We start from the raw sequence: 16,316 nt of genomic DNA on the forward strand, positions 1-16,316 counted from the left end.
TAACAATATGATTTTTAAAGGGGAAGATTGGTCTTCCCCTTTAGTCGTTTTTAGAAAACAGAAAATATAACTCGTATGAATCTAATGAAATCAAGTATCGCTCTGTTGATCTCATCGGTTTTGATTCCCGTTCAAGCGGAAAATCTTAACGATGCACAAGCAGTGCAGAGTAAAACCAATCAAGCATCGGCTGTTAGCCAGAAGCGTATTGATGTAAGTGCAGAGAAATCTTTGACTCTTGAGGCTGAAATAGAGCAGTTACAAGAAGAAGTTGGCAACTTGAAGATTTATCGTGATCACCTATCTAGTTTGGTAGACAGTCAAAACGAAGAAGTGGCTAGTCTGAATGAGCAAATCGAACAAATCGCTCAGACTCGCCAAGGTGTCGTGCCGCTGATGTACCACATGCTTGATGGTCTTAAGAGTATCGTCGCTAATGATAAACCGATCCGCAAGGCACAACGTGAAGAGCGTATTGCAAAGCTGGATGCAATGATGACTCGCGCAGACGTCGCAGATGCTGAGAAGTTCCGCCGTATTCTTGAGGCGTACCAAATTGAGATGGACTATGGCTCTAAGATTGGTGTTTACCAAGGCAAGATAGCATTAGATGGTAATGATCAAGTCGAAGCCGATATCCTTTACCTAGGTCGTGTTTCATTGGTTGCACGTAGCTTATCAGGTGAGCACTTCTGGAGCTGGTCACAGCAACAAAAAGAATGGCAAGCAGTGGGCACTGAGCAAAAAGCGGAACTAGACAAAGCGTTTGCGATGGCGAACAAACAGATTGCACCGAGTATGCTTACTCTGCCAGTGTCTCTTAACGTAGCGGAGGGCAAATAAATGATGAAAAAATGGCTATCGGTTGCGCTGATTTCTTCTGCTGCTCTTCTACCTCACACAACATTCGCTAGTGACGCATTATTGCAGAAAGCACAACAAGAAAATCGTCAACAGCAGTCGCACAATGTGGCTCGTGAATCTGGTTTTAAGAAAACGCAGCAAGAGTTGCAAGCGATGAAAAACCAGCTTGTTGCCGAGCGTGCAGCGTTGCAAGCAGAAGCGGACACCCTGAGTGTTACGTTCAGCGAAAACGAATCGCAGCTTGCCCAACTTGAAGAGAAACTTCGCCTAGAAACAGGCAGCTTAGGTGAGCTTTTTGGCGTAGTTCGTCAAAATGCAAAAGAATTGGAGTCGGAGCTTAAGTACTCTGTAACAGGTGTCGACGCTAACTCATACCAAAAAAACATTGATGATATCGTTGCAGCGAAATCACTGCCGACATTACCTCAACTGCGCGCAATGTGGCGCAGTATGGAAGAGCAAGTCAAAGCAAGTGGTGAGATGGCGAATGTGTCATTCACCTTGTTGGATGGTGAGGGCCGTGAGCAAAATGTTGATGGTGTCCGTCTAGGCTCAATGGCGTTGTTGGACAACGCAGGCTATGTGAAGTGGAATGGTCAGCGTGGTGATGCGGTGAATTATCTGCGTCAGCCTGAAAACGGTCCTACGGCAAGCACATTAAGCTCAGGAGACATTGACTCACTCGTGATTGACCCATCGCGTGGCATTCTCCTTGACCAGTTAGCAAATTCTCCAACCATGGCAGATCGCCTAAACGCAGGTGGCGTGGTGGGTAAGATCATCCTTGGTTTACTCGCTATTGGCTTGATCATCGCGCTGGTTCGTGGTGTGTCATTGATCATCGCTCGTCAAAAGATCGCGAAACAACTTAAGAGCCCAACTCAACCAGAGGATAACCCTCTAGGTCGAATTCTAGCGGTATACCAAAAGGATAAGCACCGTAGTGTTGAAGCGTTAGAGTTGCGTCTGTTGGAAGCGGTAGTTGATGAACAAACTCACCTTGAGAAAGGCTTATCGATGCTTAAGCTGCTTGCCGCGCTAGCACCTATGCTGGGTCTGCTTGGTACGGTAACGGGTATGATCGAAACTTTCCAAGTTATCACTCAGTTTGGTAATGGCGATCCAAAAGTTATGGCGGGTGGTATCTCAATGGCACTTGTGACAACTGTCCTTGGTCTTGTGGCTGCGATGCCATTGCTTCTTGCTCATAACGTATTGAGCTCTCAAGCAGAGAACATTCGCAATATTTTAGAAAAACAAGGTATTGGTCTTGTGGCAGAGCAAGCTGAACGTGATATGCCAAAGGGTAAAAATGCCTCTAACACGGTAGCGGAGAACGCAGCGTAATGGAGCAGATCCTACTCAACACATTGGGTTTGATCAGTGAGGATTGGGCCTCGACCTTGGCGAGCTTTATGCAGCAAGGTGGGCAGATCCTATGGTGGCTGGCTGCCGTTGTAGCGGTATGCTGGCTGCTGGTTATGGAGCGTGTTCTTTATCTGACAACGGAATTTCCGAAGGTGAAGAGACAGCTTTGTGAACAGTGGCTAGCAAGAGCAGACCACCACTCTTGGTACGCGCATCAAATCCGCGAAGGATGGATTGCAAAGGCACAAATTGAACTGCGCCAAAACCTATCAACCATCAAAGTGTTGGTTGCAATTTGCCCAATGCTAGGTTTGTTAGGCACGGTAACGGGCATGATCACGGTTTTTGACGTGATGGCGACACAAGGCAGTAGCAATCCGAAATTGATGGCTTCCGGTATTTCACTTGCAACACTACCTACAATGGCAGGTATGGTTGCAGCACTTGCAGGTATGTTTGTACATGCTCGTTTAAGCAAAGTGTGTGAACGCAAAGCCCTCCAGTTAGAACAATCTTTAAGGAGTCAGAAGTGAGACTCGGACGTAGACCAAATCAACAAGATGAAGCCCAGATCGATTTAACCTCGATGCTGGATATCGTATTCATCATGTTGATCTTCTTCATTGTGACTAGCTCATTTGTACGTGAGTCAGGTGTAGAAGTTAATCGCCCACAAGCTTCCAATGTGGTCAGTCAAAAAGACGCAGGCATCTTTATCGCCGTGACGGCAGCAAATGATGTCTACATCGACAAACGTTTAGTGGATATTGAGCGTGTTGAAGCCACCATTGAGCACTTACTGCTGGAGCAACCAGACGCAGCGCTTGTAATTCAAGCGGATGAGCATGCTTACAATGGCACGGTTGTGAAAGTCATGGATGCCGCGAAAGGCGCTGGTGTGAAGAACATTGCTTTGGCGGCGGAGAAACCTTAATGAAAAGGCTATTACTCGCGCTACCCGTGTCAGTTTTGATTGCGGTGAGCTTGTTTAGCTTTATGGCGTGGATGGTCGATAAAGGCAATCAGCGAGCACCAAAGCCCTCTGAAGCGGTGCGCTTTGATATGGTTATGATCGAGAATGATGCGGATGTTCAGCGTCGTCAACGCTCGGTTCCTGAACAGCCAGAGCCACCAAAAGCGCCAGAGCCGATGGATTTGTCTCAGGCTCAAACGCAAGTTGAGCCGATGAGTCAAGTGACGCCAATCAGTGCATTGGGCTTGAACACTTCTCTTGATGGTATCGCTATTAGTGCTCCAAACTTGAAAGGCACTATGGGTAATCAGCAAGCGATCCCTTTGTATAGCCCAGAGCCACGCTATCCAAGTAAGGCACTGAAACGCAAAATCGAAGGTTACGTGATGCTACGTTTTACTATTGATGCTGCGGGGCGTCCAAAGGATATCGAAGTGCTTGATGCCAAGCCAAAACGTATGTTTGAGAAAGAAGCGATTCGAGCATTGAAGAAGTCGAAGTATCAGCCGAAGGTTGAAAACGGTGTCTCAATTGAGCAGTACGGGCAAACCCGAAAAGTGGAGTTCAATTTAGCCAAATGATGAAGAAATTCTTAATCGGTGCAGTATTGAGCCTATGCGCTTTTACGACGACTGCCAATGAACTGAGTCAATACACCGCGACTCGTGTTCAACGTGCGCATAATTTGGTTCAAGACGAAAAGTTGCAAGAAGCCATTTCAACGCTTGAAGCATTAGAGTTATCGCGCGGTTATGATCGTGCATTTGTCGCGCGTATGCTTGGGATTTTGTACTGGCAAAATGAGCAAGTGAAGTCGGCTATCAAGCAGCTAGAGATTGCGGTTAATAGCGGTCTCTTAGACGATGATCAAGCTTGGCAAACGCGCAAGATGTTAGCGGATATGTTGCTTAACGAGCAGCAGTTTTCAAAGGCATTACCTCATTACTACGACTTAAGTAAATCTGTTCCTGAAACTCAGAAGGCATATGAGATTTGGTTGCGTATCGCTCAGTCTCACTACCAGTTGAGTCAATGGAACAAAGTCTTGTCTGCGATGGGGCGCTATGAAAAGTTTGGTCAGCCAGATGAAATTGGTCCTTTGTCTATCAAGTTGTCAGCCGAACTTGAGCTGCAAAAATGGAAGCCAGCCATCGGTACGATTAAGCGTTTGATTGCGATTGAACCTGAGCGTGTGGAGTGGTGGCGTCAGCTAGCTGCGCTCTATCTTCGTGTTGATGATAACAAACGCGCTCTTGATGCATTGGCGCTTGCAAAACTAAAGGGTGTCGCACTTAGTCAAGATGATTTACGACTTCTTGCTCAGTTATATGGTGCGCGTGGTATTCCAGAGCGCGCAGCTTTGGTGCTAGAAGAGGTGAAAGACATCAACTCAGACAGCAAGTTAAAAGCGCAGCAAGCGACATATTGGCAAATAGCAAAAGAGTGGGACAAATCGATTGAGAGTTGGCATGTTGCGGCTCAATTGGACAGAAAATATAACTGGAACTTGTCCCAGTTATTAGTGCAAGAAGGTCATTACAAAGAAGCGTTAGCGACGTTGGATAAAGTGACTGGTCGTAAGGCTGATGTGGCGCTGGTGAAAGCCCGAGCTTACTACAAGTTGAAACGCTTTGAGGATGCACTTGCAAATGCGAAACGTGCCAATGAAATTAAGCCTTCGACTCAAGCTGAGAGTTGGGTGAAGTACCTAACGCAATTGCGCAAAGCCAAAGCAAGCCAGAATAGTTAATGCGTATTTCATAGCATCGAAAGACCCGAGTCAGATCTCGGGTCTTTTTGTTTTTATAGAAGTGAGCAGGTTCGATTTCTTTTAATCGCTGCTGCGTCTACAAACTAAGTCATTCTCGTTGCAGCAAATATCTCGAGGTTACTTGGGGACAAGGTTATATTACAACTACCCAGCACTAAGACTGGACCGTCAGTTTTTATAAGGATAAATACATGATTCTTGATTCTGCCATTTTGATTTGGCTACCGCTTGTATTAGCAATTGGCGCGGCATTTGCTCGGCAACAAAGGGCAGCCTTCGCATTGCTTGGACTTACACTGCTAGGTGCATTTGTTTTTGATCGAATTGAGCTCATCGCGCTGATCAGTTCGTTGGTTGTTCTTGGAGTCTCATACCGGTTGCCGATGCTGGCATTGAATCCAAAGATGAAACCTATTTACTACCTAGGGTGGGGGATTGTCGTCCTTTGGTGTGTGATGCTTTTTGTCCATTTGATCCCTGGCTTTAATAATCTGCAAGTTCTCGACAAGGTATCCGCGGGACCACAGAGTGCGCCATTCTCAATGTATCTTAATCTGGACAAGCCACTTGCCTTCTTTGCTCTCCTTCTTGCTTATCCTATGCTGCTTAGCGGTGAGTCAAAAATAAGAATAAAACCTGCGCTGCTGGTGATGATACCCCTGCTTTCACTATTGCCAGTTGCCGTTATGCTTGGTGCTCTAAAACCGGAGTTTAATTTGCCGTCATGGTGGTGGCTGTTTGCTTTAAATAACCTCGTATTAACTTGTGTTGCAGAAGAGGCTTTATTCCGCGGGTTTATCCAGCAGTCATTATCTCGTCGTTTTGATTGGCGATTGGGTTTGGTGGTGGCGAGCATTTTGTTTGGTTTAGCTCATTTTGCAGGCGGTCCACTGTTGATGGTATTTGCTGGACTTGCAGGGATAGGGTACGGTCTTGTTTTCCACTTCACTGGGCGCCTATGGTGTGCTGTGTTAGCCCATTTTGTGTTCAACTTCTGTCACTTGGTTTTCTTTACTTACCCAATCTTAGCTCGATAAGATTTTCCTATAGGCTCTTGCCTCCATGTGCGGGAGCCTTTCTATTCTATCAAACGTAAACAATGTAAATTAAATGCCAATAAGAATGATTATCACCTAAATTAAGCCCTCATTTATTGGTGATGATTGTTTTTTTATGTTGCTCAAAAGCAAAGGCGTCCAAACTTGGGCTCGCCGTCTGCACATTTACGTTTCCATGGCTCTTTTATTGGTGACCTTGTTCTTTGCCTTAACGGGCATCACCTTGAACAGACCAACATTGTTTGAGCGCAGTGAGCCAATCATTCAACAACACACACTCACGATCCCTTCAAAGCAACTTTTTGCAACTGAAGGCAGCTTCCAACCCAATCGTTCGGCTCTATTGAACTTCCTAACTCAAGAAACCCATTTGCGTGGCACTCCGTCGGCTTTGGATGTTTATACCGAAATCGAAGATGGAGAGTTAGTGATTGGCGAGCTTTCTTTGGATTTTAAAGGTCCGGGTTATAACGCTACCGTTTTTGTCGATATGACCACGGGAGAGGCTGAAGTTGAAACAACGAATTACGGCATTGTCGCGCTACTGAATGATCTGCACAAAGGTCGCAATAGTGGCGATGCTTGGAAGTGGTTCATTGATATCACTGCATTATTGATGGTGTTCTTTGTTCTAACCGGAGTGTGTTTGCTACTACCAAAGAAAAAGACTTTAAGAACGTCGATGCAGTGGATGGCTTTTGGCACCTTGCTGTCGCTCGTTATTTATTTTGTTGCTGTGCCATAACAGCCTCTATTCAGAGAATTCCCCTATGTTAAACACAGACCGATTTTTGCGTCGCAACTCATTAAGCAAATTAACACTTATTGCTGCGCTGATGCCTCTTTCGCTTTTTGCTGCCCCCTTGCCTGATCGTGCCAAAGTCGATTTTGAATTCGAGTTGCCAAAAATTGATACATCAATGTACGCCCGCCCTTATGTTGCAGTATGGATTGAAGATGATAAGCGCAAGCCGGTAAAAACCATCCAGTTATGGGTTGGTAAAGATGAATGGCTAAAAGATCTTCGAAGCTGGTGGCGAAAGGTGGGTCGTTATGATCGCGAATTAGTGGACGCCGTGACGTCTGCTACTCGTCCCGCTGGTCAATACCGTTTTATTTGGGATGGCACCAATGATGAAGGTCTGCGACTCGAACAAGGCACTTACACGTTGCATGTTGAAGTGGTACGCGAGCACGGTGGACGGAATTATTTGCGACAAAAGATGCAACTAGCGGACAGCGAAGTTCGTTATCAAATCAAACCAACCCAAGAGACGGGCATGATTACCGTCAACTACCAAGTTAAGTAATAGAGAAGGAATAACGATGAAAACCAAAATGAAAGCGGTGGCACTAGCAAGTGTAATGGCGATGGGGCTAGCAGCTGCAACAACAGCACAAGCGCACCCTCGTTGGGTTTTGCCTTCTCACTTTACAGTATCAAAAGAAGGTGGTGATTGGCTGACGTTTGATGTGACTGCCTCTCACGGTACGTTTGTTTTTGATAAACCAGCGGGCAGCGATCAAGCATTTGTGATCATGCCGGATGGTCGTTCGGAGCGTCCGAACTTTGTTGTTCGTGGTAAACGTCGTTCGATGTTTGATTTCTACTTTGAAGAAGAAGGCACACACAAGGTCGCGATCAACAACCAACCAAGCTACTACACCCAATACAAAGCGGGTCGCCGCGACACAGTTAAGTGGGCGCGAGCAAGCAAAGCTGATCGCGCAAGTGTTATTCCAGAAAAAGCACGTGATGTTGTTACACAACTGAGCTATACCCGAGCGGAAAGTTACGTGACGGTGGGGATGCCGACAGAAAAAGCGCTGGAAATTGAAGGCAAGCTGCTAGAGATGAAACCGATCACTCACCCATCAGACATCATTGAAGGCGAAGCGGTGACTTTCCAATTCTTCTTTAATGGTGAGCCTCAACAAGGTGTCACAGCCGAAATTACTCGTGAAGGTACCCTTTACCGAAACCACCAAGAACAAATGGATGTCGTGAGTGATAAAGAAGGCAAAATTACGTTTACTCCAGAGGTGGCTGGTCGCTATTTGATGAAAGCCAACTACAAAGGTGAGCTGAAAAACGATCCTCTCGCAGATAAAGCCAGTGTGAATGTTCACCTAACGTTCGAAACGCAATTAAATTAATCAAGTTTAGGCTCAGTGCCCCACTGAGCCATTTTGGATACACCATGAAAAACAGCTCTATTCTTATCGCTTCCGCTCTTTCGGGCGGCTTACTGTCCTTTCAAGCTGCGGCGCACTTTCCATTAATGAGCTGCCATTTAGAACAAGACAAAGTCATCTGTGAAGCAGGTTACTCCGATGGTTCTACCGCAGTGGACTATGACGTTGAAATGTACGATTACGATGACAACTTGATTGCCAAAGTAACCACTGACAAGCGCTCTATCGCTGAGTTCACTCATCCTCAAATGGATTTTTATCTTGTTTTCGACGCAGGGCATGAAAACCCAGTAGAAGTTGATGTGGTTGAGTTGAAAGAGAAATGATCACTCAGAAAATTCGACCGGATAATGGCAGTCGCGAAGGTAAATGGGTGGCATTAACCATCGCCGGCATTCTTGCGGTGTCTGCCGCCTTATTGCCCTATCATCAGACCGAAGTTGAGCACGCAAAAGCACTCGAGCATCAAGTGTTGATGACTGACCTTGGGCAAGAAGAGTTGGCAATGGTTGCAGAGCTTAAACTTGCTCATGAGGAAATTCGAGATCTCCACATTGATGAGGGTAAGTGGCCTGAAGTCAGTGAACTTGAAACGTTTTGGCTCGCTCCATTTGTTAAAGACCAAAGTTGGCAGCGCAAAGGTTCTCATCAATGGCAGATGTTGGATGCAGGACTTTATCTTGGCTTGAGACAGGACGATGAAGGTTCAGCTTCGATGCTACTTGATAGCCGTCACGAGCATGCTGATATCTGGTTTTCTACGGCTGTTTCTATCGATATCGAGGGCTTAACTCAGCAAAGTCAACGAAAGCTAAGTGGTTGGCAACAAATCGTGTTAACGCCTTCTTCTCCTGCAAGCCCTCATAAGCATTAAGCAATAACCAACATGATAACAACTATGAAGACACGCTCTCTCTTACGTCGAATTCTAACGGCTAGTGCTTTACTGGTCGCTTCCGCTTCAAGTTTTGCCGAAACGCTCAACATTGGTATCACTTTGCAACCTTACTACAGCTATGTAAAAGCGGTGGTCGGTGATAAAGCTGAGATCATTCCTTTGGTCGATGCAGGGTTCAATCCTCATAACTATTTGCCCCAACCCAATGATCTTAAAAGATTGAATCAGATGGATGTGATTGTCGTCAATGGTATTGGGCATGATGATTTTGCTCTGAAAGTTATTCAAGCTGCGCAGCGCGACGATCTGGTGGTGATTGAGGCAAATAAGGAAGTTCCACTATTGCCCGCTATGGGGCAATCCGTTGGTAAAGGTGCTGTGAATCCTCATACCTTTGTTGGACTATCCACCACGATTCAAAAGGTTTACACCATTGCCAGTGAGTTGAGCAAACTTGACCCAGAAAACGCAGCTTTTTATCGAAAAAATGCGCGAAAGTACGCAAAAACGTTTCGCCTTTTAAAGCGTGATGCGATGTTGTCTCTAGGGCAGCTAGATACAGCAGGTATGAAGGTCGCAACAACGCACAATGCTTATGGATACATTCTACAAGAGTTTGGCGTCGATGTAGCCGCGGTAATCGAACCTGCTCATGGCGTAGAGCCAAGCGCTAGTCAGCTACAGGAAACCATCGAGAAGATCCGCCAATCTGGTATTGATGTTCTATTTTACGAGCTGAATATGCCAAATCGTTTTGTTGATACCATCGAAGAGGCGACGGGCGTGAAGCTATATCGCTTTTCTCACATGACGCACGGGGAATACGAAGCCGACAAAGTCGAGGTGGAGATGCGCGACAACGTAGCAACCTTAATAGAGGCGATGAAGTTTGTTGCAAGCAAGCATGAGCAGGAGAAAGCCTAATGCGAGGTCCTTCGATTTCTCTTGATAAAGTCTGCTTGCAGTACGGGGACAACCTTATTCTGCAAGACATTCAGACTTGCTTTGAAGCGGGTCAATGCCATGTGATTATGGGACCAAACGGCGGTGGCAAAACGTCATTATTACGTTCGGTTTTAGGACTTACGCCATTTTCGGGTGACATCTCGGTGCATTGGGTGGAGGCTGAGCAAGCCGGAAAAATTGGTTACGTACCACAAAAAGCCATGTTTGAAGCCAGCTTACCTTTGACGGTCATGGATTTTGTACTGCTTAACCAAACGCGTGTGCCTCTGTTTTGGCGCCGTAAAACCAAGCAAGCTCAACAGGCGTTAGCTCAATTAGAGCGTGTTGGTATGGCAACAAGAAGTGATCGTCGTATGGGACAACTATCTGGCGGTGAGCAACAGCGTGTTCTCTTCGCCCAAGCTCTACTCGATAATCCAAGTTTACTTGTTCTAGATGAACCGACAACGGGTATGGATGAGCAAGGGGTACGTTATCTAGAAGGTTTGATTCATGAAGTGGTAGCAGAAGGTAAAACCGTTCTTGCTGTCCATCATGACGTAACAGCGGTGCGCCGTTTGGATGCGCAGGTGCATGTTGTCAATCGTCAAATCGTCGCTTCGGGGCATCACTCTGAAGTATTGAGTCCTGAGCGTATTGAGTCTCTGTTTAAGCACTACACGGCAAAAGTGGAGGCGGCGTAATGGATTGGTTAAGACAATTTGCCCTCAACGGAGTAGAAGCCGGGTGGCTCAGTGACAGCTTCGCTTATGCGTTTATGGTTAACGCAATTGTTGCAGCGCTAATTCTTGGTCCGTTATTGGGCGGTTTGGGCACCTTGGTCATCGCGAAGCGTTTGGCGTTCTTTTCTGAAGCCGTTGGTCACGCAGCGCTGACTGGTATAGCGATCGGTGTGCTACTTGGTGAACCACCGGAAAATCCATTTATCGGGTTATTCAGCTTCTGCATGATTTTCGCGCTATTGCTGCATTTCGTGCGAAATCGAACCAACGTTCCCTACGATACACTCGTGGGTGTGTTCCTCGCTCTTGCTTTGGCAGTCGGTGCTGCCCTGCTGATGTATGTGGCACGAAAGATCAATATTCATATGTTAGAGAACGTTTTGTTTGGCTCGATCCTGACGGTGACAGACAGAGACATAACGATTCTTGCGGTGAGCTGTTTGATCATTCTATTGTTACTGATTCCGACCTTTAACCGAATCTTACTGACTTGCATTAGCCCTGACATCGCGCGTGTTCGTGGATTCAACACCAGCTTTTATGACTACCTGTTCGTCATGATGATTACGCTCGTGACAATCGCAGCAGTGAAGATTATCGGTGCGGTTTTGGTTGGAGCGTTACTGCTTATTCCGGGGGCAACGGCACGCTTGCTCACTAAGCGAATGGGCAGTTTTGTTTTGCTTTCATCCTTATTGGCTACCGTTGCCTGCTTGGTTGGAACCGTTTTGCCAATGGAACTTGAATTGCCGGTACCGTCTGGCGCCTCAATTATTATTGTCTCTGCTGCGTTTTTCCTAACGGCAACGATCTACCGCATTGTGCGAAAAGCTTAAATCTGGATAACCAATTATGAAGATGAAAAAACAAATCATAACAATGGGCTTGGTTTTGACGAGTACATTTGCACCGTTCTCTTATGGCAAAGATATTATTACCAGCACGCCTGTGACTTACATGTTGTCTGAGCAACTGATGCAAGGCACAGGCATTGAAACCAGTTACTTGCCACCTAAGCGATATGGCGTTGAACGTTTGGTGAACTGGTTTGCAAGTAAAGGTCAACAACAAGCCATTAAAGCCGGACAGGAGGCGACCGTTGCGATTACGTTGGGTGCTATTTGGCATCAAGACCCAACTTTTGTTTATGCTCGTCAGGGGAACATTCGCTTGATTGAGATTGACGCGTCTCAGGCGATATCTCCAAGAGCACCGGGCGTTGCGGCACTGACGTTAGACAATGGTGATACATCTAAGTATGCGTGGATGAATCCTACTAACTTAATTCGAATGGCTGCGATCGTGGGTGAGGATCTACAAAAGGTTTATCCTCAATATCAAGCTCAAATAGAAAAGAACCAGCAAGCGTTGATGTTAGAAGTACGTGAGCTGATTAATCAACAACAGGACGTTATCTTTGCGAAAGAGATTGATTCAGTGGTCTTGCTAGGGGAATCATTAGAGGATTTTGCGTCTGGAAACCAACTGTTCGTTGTTGATCGTCAATTCAAGCCTGAACTGGAATGGTCAGAAGCAGAGAAACTGTCTTTAAAAGCTCAGTTTGAAGAAGATAAAACTCTGTGGCTAATTACAGATAAAAGACCCTCAAAACAGCTACAATCGATTATTTCACCAGATCGCATACTGCAAATTGACGTCATTGATCGTTGGGGGAGTAAAGGAATAAAAACTGAGAAACCACTCGCGCGCTGGCAGTTGTAACACGAAAAACACCACAAAAATTATGAAGGGGACTGAAAAGTTCCCTTTTTTTATGTGGTTTTGATCAAATTTTGAGCGATTGATTAGATTGGTTGCATATAATTTATTTGTTTCATTTATGTTTCATTACTACGTTGTATGTGTTCGTTGTGTTGAAAATTTTTGTCTTGCTGTCGTAACGAACCGGTATAAACAACTATATGGATGTTAAAAATGAAAATGAAAACTCTAGCCGTTGCAGTGGCGGCACTAGCATGTGGTTCTCAAGCTTTCGCAGCTGAAGTTTACAACAGCGATGGCACATCTCTTTCTATCGGCGGCCACGTTTCTGTGGGCGTGGGTGAGTACTTTGAAGAAGACGTTAAGGTTCACCAAGTATCTCCTCGTATTAACATCGGCGGTAAAAAAGACATCGGTAACGGCGTAACTATCGATGCTAAAGGTGAATGGTCACTGAACTACCTTAATGGTGGTGACAACTCTTTCTCAACTCGTTTGGGTTACATTGGTGCAACACATGAGCAATATGGACGTTTAGTCGTTGGTACACAGTGGTCACCATACTACGATGTTGCTGGTGTAGCGGATTTGCCAATCGCGTTTGCCAATGACTTCTTATATGCCCCTGGTTACTACGAGCTTGGTTCTTCTCGTGCAGAGCGCATGGTAAGTTACCGTAAAGGTTTTGAATTTGGTGAAGGCTTTGGCTTAAACCTAGGTCTAGGTTGGCAAGGTCAAAATGGTGACTTTGATGATCGTGGACAAATTGCTTTAAGCACTGAGCTAGCAGGCTTTGGTTTAGGCTATGTATACAGCGGTGGTGATGTTGATTTTGGTGGCAAATCTGAATCAGCAACATCGCATGTATTCTCAGCAAACTACGGTAAATATGGATCGGGTCTATACGCAGCACTTGTATACGGCATGAATGAATACTTTTACCGCGGCCTAGAAGAGACTAGCCAACTTGAAGGTCTTTTAGCTTACGGCGTTAACGATTGGACGTTCAGCATTAACTACGAAGGCGTAGAGAATGATAAAGACAGCAAAACAATCACTAGTGAGACTGCTCTACAGGCGGAATACGCTGTAACTCCTGCTTTCGTTACGTTTGCTGCTTACCAGTTTGACCTAGGTAACGACTACAACAACGAAGAGAACGACTACTGGACTCTAGGTGCTCGTTACTACTTCTAATAAATAGGACAGTTTCTACTGCCTAAACACATTTATTGTGTTAACGCCTACTCGCTGTGAGTAGGCGTTTTTCTTTCTGTTTAGCTCATCTGAGTCATGTCACCGAGTATCTAGATTGAAAAATGCCCGCGTAAAAGCGGGCATTGTTTTCGGTGACTCATAATGAATGACGGCTAAAGCTTATTTGGTCTCCAACAGATCTAGAAAGAAAGCGTACTCAAGCGCGTCTTCTTTTAATCGTTTGAATCGACCAGAAGCGCCACCGTGGCCTGCTTCCATATCGGTTTTGAACAACAAGACATTATCATCGGTTTTCATTTCACGAAGTTTGGCTACCCACTTCATTGGCTCAAAGTACTGAACTTGTGAGTCATGCAAACCCGTTGTCACTAACATGTTCGGATAATTCTGAGCTTTCACGTTGTCGTACGGTGAGTAGCTCAGCATGTAGTCGTAGTAGGTTTTGTCGTTTGGATTACCCCACTCATCGTATTCGTTGGTCGTGAGAGGAATTGACTCATCCAACATGGTCGTAACGACATCAACAAACGGAACGTGCGCGCCAATACCACGGTAGAGCTCTGGTGCTTGGTTGATAATAGCGCCCATCAATAGGCCGCCCGCAGAGCCACCAACAGCAAACACTTTATCTTTGGCACCGTAGCCTTCTTCAACAAGTCCTTTGGTTACGTCGATGAAGTCATTGAAGGTATTTTGCTTAGTGAGCTTTTTGCCATCTTCATACCAAGGACGCCCAAGCATTTCTGAACCACGAATATGCGCGATTGCGTACACGAATCCGCGATCAAGTAAGCTCAAACGAGTTGAACGGAATGTTGGTTCTATGGTGGAACCGTATGAGCCGTAGCCGTACTGATAGATTGGGTTAGTGCCGTCTTTCTTGAAGAGATCTTTGCGGTAAACCAATGAAACTGGCACTTGTTTGCCATCACGAGCAGTCACCATGATGCGCTCTGATTGATAGTTATCCGCATCGAAATCGCCTAGCACCGGTGTTTGCTTCATTATTTCAGATTCACCCGTATTCAGGTCGAAATCATAGTAAGTACCAGGTGTGGTTAGGCTGCTGTAGTAGATACGAACTTTAGAATTATCGAGTTCATAGTTGCCTGTTAGATAAGCAGCAAACGCGCTGTCGTTAAATTCAAGTGGGAACTCTTTGCCCGTTGATAGCTGGCGGATTTTAACTGTTGATAGACCATTCGCACGTTGCTCGTACACAAGGTGGTCATCAAATAAGTCGAAATCGACAAGTTGAGTATTGTCGTCTGCTGGGACGACATCGACCCATTTAGAACGATCATGCATCTCTTCTGCTTTGACTTTCATTAAACGGAAGTTTACTGCTTGATAGTTTGTGTAGATGTAGTACCAATCACCTAATTTAGCGATGCTGTACTCAATGCCTGTTTCTCGTGGGTAGAAAGCTTCAGCTTTTGCGTTTGGATTGTTGGCGTCAATGACTGATACACCACTCGTTTCGGTGCTTGAGTGCCAAATGTACACTTGCTCGTCATCTTTACTTTTACTCAAGTAAGTGTAGTAAGCACTGTCGGTTTCTTCGTAAATCAGTTCATCGCTCTTTTGCGGAGTGCCTAGTACGTGGCGGTATACTTGATAACCAAGCAGTGTTTGTGGATCTTTCTTGATGTAATAGAAAGCCTTGTTGTCGTTTTGCCATGCGATAGCACTCGACGCACCTTCAATTTCATCTTGTAGATATTCGCCGGTATTAAGATCTTTGATTTTGATGGTATAAACACGACGGCTTAACGTATCTTCACCGTAAGCCAGCAAGTTCTCATTTGGGCTCACATATAAGCCTCCAGTGCTAAAGAACTCGTGCTCTTTCGCCAGTTCATTTACATCTAGGATGACTTGCTTGTCTTTGCCTGCAAAGTCTTTCGCACGCATGTGCACTTCGTATTCGTTATCGCCTGTCACTTCATTTGAATAGAAGTAGTTACCTCGACGTACTGGTACTGAGTTATCGTCTTTCGCAATACGACCTTTGATCTCTTCGAATAATTGCTCTTGTAGTGCTTCAGTATGTTTTAGAACGGTTTCTGCATACTGATTTTCTTGCTCAAGATGTTGCAAAATCTCTGGGTCTTGGCGCTCATCATCACGCATCCAATAGTAGTTATCGATTCGGGTGTCACCATGAATCGTCATTGCATGTGGCACTTTTTTAGCAACAGGTGCTTGAGTTTGTTGAGCAACGAGTTGAGATTGAGAGTAATGGTTCATGGTTGGTATTCCTTGATTGCTGCATCCGGCGACAAGCGCGACCGATACGGCCAACGTAGTTAAAGTGAAACGCATCTGTGTGTCCTTATTGTGTACCTTACTCTTGTTGTATCGCCATTCTTTTATTTAAGAGTTAAAGCACAGGTTTCTTCCAATGAATGTTGAATGGCAAATCTATAAATGTGTGTAAGCAACTGTTCTTTTTAGCAAAGATTTACAGGGATGTTAAATGTAAATGCTGGTGGATGAGAACTGGAGGGCAAGATGCGTGCAACAAAAAAGGGACACACTTTTCAGCATGTCCCCTTTG

At 45.4% G+C, this 16,316-nt stretch carries 18 protein-coding genes; 17 read left to right on the forward strand and 1 reads right to left on the reverse strand.

All coding sequences use genetic code 11. The annotated features are described in order from the left end of the window. Positions 1-75 precede the first annotated feature (75 nt). From J4N44_RS17970 to J4N44_RS18050, 17 genes are all read left to right on the forward strand, one after another. Entirely contained in the window at positions 76-843 is a 768-nt protein-coding gene (locus tag J4N44_RS17970) for a DUF3450 domain-containing protein (protein WP_005453251.1), read from the forward strand. Continuing rightward, on the forward strand, positions 844-2,211 hold the full coding sequence (locus tag J4N44_RS17975) for a MotA/TolQ/ExbB proton channel family protein (RefSeq protein ID WP_009696843.1): 1,368 nt from the start codon (positions 844-846) through the stop codon (positions 2,209-2,211). Beyond that, the gene (locus J4N44_RS17980) at positions 2,211-2,765 is read left to right on the forward strand and encodes a MotA/TolQ/ExbB proton channel family protein (protein ID WP_005453261.1); all 555 of its coding nucleotides are present in this window, start codon (positions 2,211-2,213) and stop codon (positions 2,763-2,765) included. Before J4N44_RS17975 ends, J4N44_RS17980 begins: the two co-directional genes overlap by 1 nt. Next, positions 2,762-3,166: an ExbD/TolR family protein gene (locus tag J4N44_RS17985; RefSeq protein WP_005453262.1), complete on the forward strand. Its 405-nt coding sequence runs from the start codon at positions 2,762-2,764 to the stop codon at positions 3,164-3,166. Before J4N44_RS17980 ends, J4N44_RS17985 begins: the two co-directional genes overlap by 4 nt. Then, on the forward strand, positions 3,166-3,786 hold the full coding sequence (locus J4N44_RS17990; protein WP_005453264.1) for an energy transducer TonB: 621 nt from the start codon (positions 3,166-3,168) through the stop codon (positions 3,784-3,786). The genes J4N44_RS17985 and J4N44_RS17990 overlap by 1 nt, the downstream gene beginning before the upstream one ends. Next, positions 3,783-4,955, forward strand: a complete 1,173-nt coding sequence (locus J4N44_RS17995; protein WP_005453266.1) for a tetratricopeptide repeat protein — start codon at positions 3,783-3,785, stop codon at positions 4,953-4,955. Before J4N44_RS17990 ends, J4N44_RS17995 begins: the two co-directional genes overlap by 4 nt. Positions 4,956-5,167: 212 nt before the next feature. Beyond that, on the forward strand, positions 5,168-6,013 hold the full coding sequence (locus J4N44_RS18000; protein ID WP_009703273.1) for a CPBP family intramembrane glutamic endopeptidase: 846 nt from the start codon (positions 5,168-5,170) through the stop codon (positions 6,011-6,013). A 136-nt stretch (positions 6,014-6,149) separates the two neighbouring features. Continuing rightward, complete coding sequence (locus J4N44_RS18005) at positions 6,150-6,779, forward strand: PepSY-associated TM helix domain-containing protein (protein WP_009696845.1); 630 nt, start codon at positions 6,150-6,152, stop codon at positions 6,777-6,779. A 25-nt stretch (positions 6,780-6,804) separates the two neighbouring features. Continuing rightward, complete coding sequence (locus tag J4N44_RS18010) at positions 6,805-7,344, forward strand: DUF2271 domain-containing protein (protein ID WP_009696846.1); 540 nt, start codon at positions 6,805-6,807, stop codon at positions 7,342-7,344. Positions 7,345-7,360: 16 nt separating this feature from the next. Next, positions 7,361-8,191 carry a DUF4198 domain-containing protein gene (locus tag J4N44_RS18015; RefSeq protein ID WP_005453274.1) on the forward strand — a complete coding sequence of 277 codons (831 nt, stop codon included), beginning with the start codon at positions 7,361-7,363 and terminating at the stop codon, positions 8,189-8,191. A gap of 44 nt (positions 8,192-8,235) precedes the next feature. Then, positions 8,236-8,556 carry a hypothetical protein gene (locus J4N44_RS18020; RefSeq protein WP_005453276.1) on the forward strand — a complete coding sequence of 107 codons (321 nt, stop codon included), beginning with the start codon at positions 8,236-8,238 and terminating at the stop codon, positions 8,554-8,556. Continuing rightward, positions 8,553-9,104 (forward strand): DUF6162 family protein, encoded by a 552-nt coding sequence (locus J4N44_RS18025; protein WP_252045550.1) that lies wholly within the window; start codon positions 8,553-8,555, stop codon positions 9,102-9,104. The genes J4N44_RS18020 and J4N44_RS18025 overlap by 4 nt, the downstream gene beginning before the upstream one ends. Before the next feature lie 24 nt (positions 9,105-9,128). Next, positions 9,129-10,052, forward strand: coding sequence for a metal ABC transporter solute-binding protein, Zn/Mn family (locus J4N44_RS18030; RefSeq protein WP_005453278.1), 924 nt, complete (start codon positions 9,129-9,131; stop codon positions 10,050-10,052). Then, complete coding sequence (locus J4N44_RS18035; RefSeq protein WP_029789612.1) at positions 10,052-10,777, forward strand: metal ABC transporter ATP-binding protein; 726 nt, start codon at positions 10,052-10,054, stop codon at positions 10,775-10,777. The genes J4N44_RS18030 and J4N44_RS18035 overlap by 1 nt, the downstream gene beginning before the upstream one ends. Continuing rightward, the gene (locus J4N44_RS18040; RefSeq protein WP_005453280.1) at positions 10,777-11,652 is read left to right on the forward strand and encodes a metal ABC transporter permease; all 876 of its coding nucleotides are present in this window, start codon (positions 10,777-10,779) and stop codon (positions 11,650-11,652) included. The genes J4N44_RS18035 and J4N44_RS18040 overlap by 1 nt, the downstream gene beginning before the upstream one ends. A gap of 16 nt (positions 11,653-11,668) precedes the next feature. Next, positions 11,669-12,538 (forward strand): metal ABC transporter solute-binding protein, Zn/Mn family, encoded by an 870-nt coding sequence (locus J4N44_RS18045; RefSeq protein WP_005453281.1) that lies wholly within the window; start codon positions 11,669-11,671, stop codon positions 12,536-12,538. Between the two features lie 213 nt (positions 12,539-12,751). Then, a complete protein-coding gene (locus J4N44_RS18050; RefSeq protein ID WP_050903685.1) occupies positions 12,752-13,735 on the forward strand; it encodes a porin in 984 nt (327 codons plus the stop codon). A 180-nt stretch (positions 13,736-13,915) separates the two neighbouring features. Here J4N44_RS18050 and J4N44_RS18055 read toward each other — a convergent pair whose 3' ends face one another. After that, positions 13,916-16,081 carry a S9 family peptidase gene (locus tag J4N44_RS18055; RefSeq protein ID WP_080992653.1) on the reverse strand — a complete coding sequence of 722 codons (2,166 nt, stop codon included), beginning with the start codon at positions 16,079-16,081 and terminating at the stop codon, positions 13,916-13,918. Between the last annotated feature and the right edge of the window lie 235 nt (positions 16,082-16,316).

Origin of the sequence: Vibrio sp. SCSIO 43155 (genome assembly GCF_023716605.1) — a bacterium.
GTDB lineage: Bacteria > Pseudomonadota > Gammaproteobacteria > Enterobacterales > Vibrionaceae > Vibrio > Vibrio harveyi.

Coding starts and splice junctions, on each gene's coding strand:
- J4N44_RS17970 (WP_005453251.1), top strand. CDS start 76: ATGAATCTAATGAAATCAAGTATCGCTCTGTTGATCTCATCGGTTTTG.
- J4N44_RS17975 (WP_009696843.1), top strand. CDS start 844: ATGATGAAAAAATGGCTATCGGTTGCGCTGATTTCTTCTGCTGCTCTT.
- J4N44_RS17980 (WP_005453261.1), top strand. CDS start 2,211: ATGGAGCAGATCCTACTCAACACATTGGGTTTGATCAGTGAGGATTGG.
- J4N44_RS17990 (WP_005453264.1), top strand. CDS start 3,166: ATGAAAAGGCTATTACTCGCGCTACCCGTGTCAGTTTTGATTGCGGTG.
- J4N44_RS17995 (WP_005453266.1), top strand. CDS start 3,783: ATGATGAAGAAATTCTTAATCGGTGCAGTATTGAGCCTATGCGCTTTT.
- J4N44_RS18000 (WP_009703273.1), top strand. CDS start 5,168: ATGATTCTTGATTCTGCCATTTTGATTTGGCTACCGCTTGTATTAGCA.
- J4N44_RS18005 (WP_009696845.1), top strand. CDS start 6,150: ATGTTGCTCAAAAGCAAAGGCGTCCAAACTTGGGCTCGCCGTCTGCAC.
- J4N44_RS18010 (WP_009696846.1), top strand. CDS start 6,805: ATGTTAAACACAGACCGATTTTTGCGTCGCAACTCATTAAGCAAATTA.
- J4N44_RS18015 (WP_005453274.1), top strand. CDS start 7,361: ATGAAAACCAAAATGAAAGCGGTGGCACTAGCAAGTGTAATGGCGATG.
- J4N44_RS18020 (WP_005453276.1), top strand. CDS start 8,236: ATGAAAAACAGCTCTATTCTTATCGCTTCCGCTCTTTCGGGCGGCTTA.
- J4N44_RS18025 (WP_252045550.1), top strand. CDS start 8,553: ATGATCACTCAGAAAATTCGACCGGATAATGGCAGTCGCGAAGGTAAA.
- J4N44_RS18030 (WP_005453278.1), top strand. CDS start 9,129: ATGAAGACACGCTCTCTCTTACGTCGAATTCTAACGGCTAGTGCTTTA.
- J4N44_RS18035 (WP_029789612.1), top strand. CDS start 10,052: ATGCGAGGTCCTTCGATTTCTCTTGATAAAGTCTGCTTGCAGTACGGG.
- J4N44_RS18040 (WP_005453280.1), top strand. CDS start 10,777: ATGGATTGGTTAAGACAATTTGCCCTCAACGGAGTAGAAGCCGGGTGG.
- J4N44_RS18045 (WP_005453281.1), top strand. CDS start 11,669: ATGAAGATGAAAAAACAAATCATAACAATGGGCTTGGTTTTGACGAGT.
- J4N44_RS18050 (WP_050903685.1), top strand. CDS start 12,752: ATGAAAATGAAAACTCTAGCCGTTGCAGTGGCGGCACTAGCATGTGGT.
- J4N44_RS18055 (WP_080992653.1), bottom strand. CDS start 16,081: ATGCGTTTCACTTTAACTACGTTGGCCGTATCGGTCGCGCTTGTCGCC.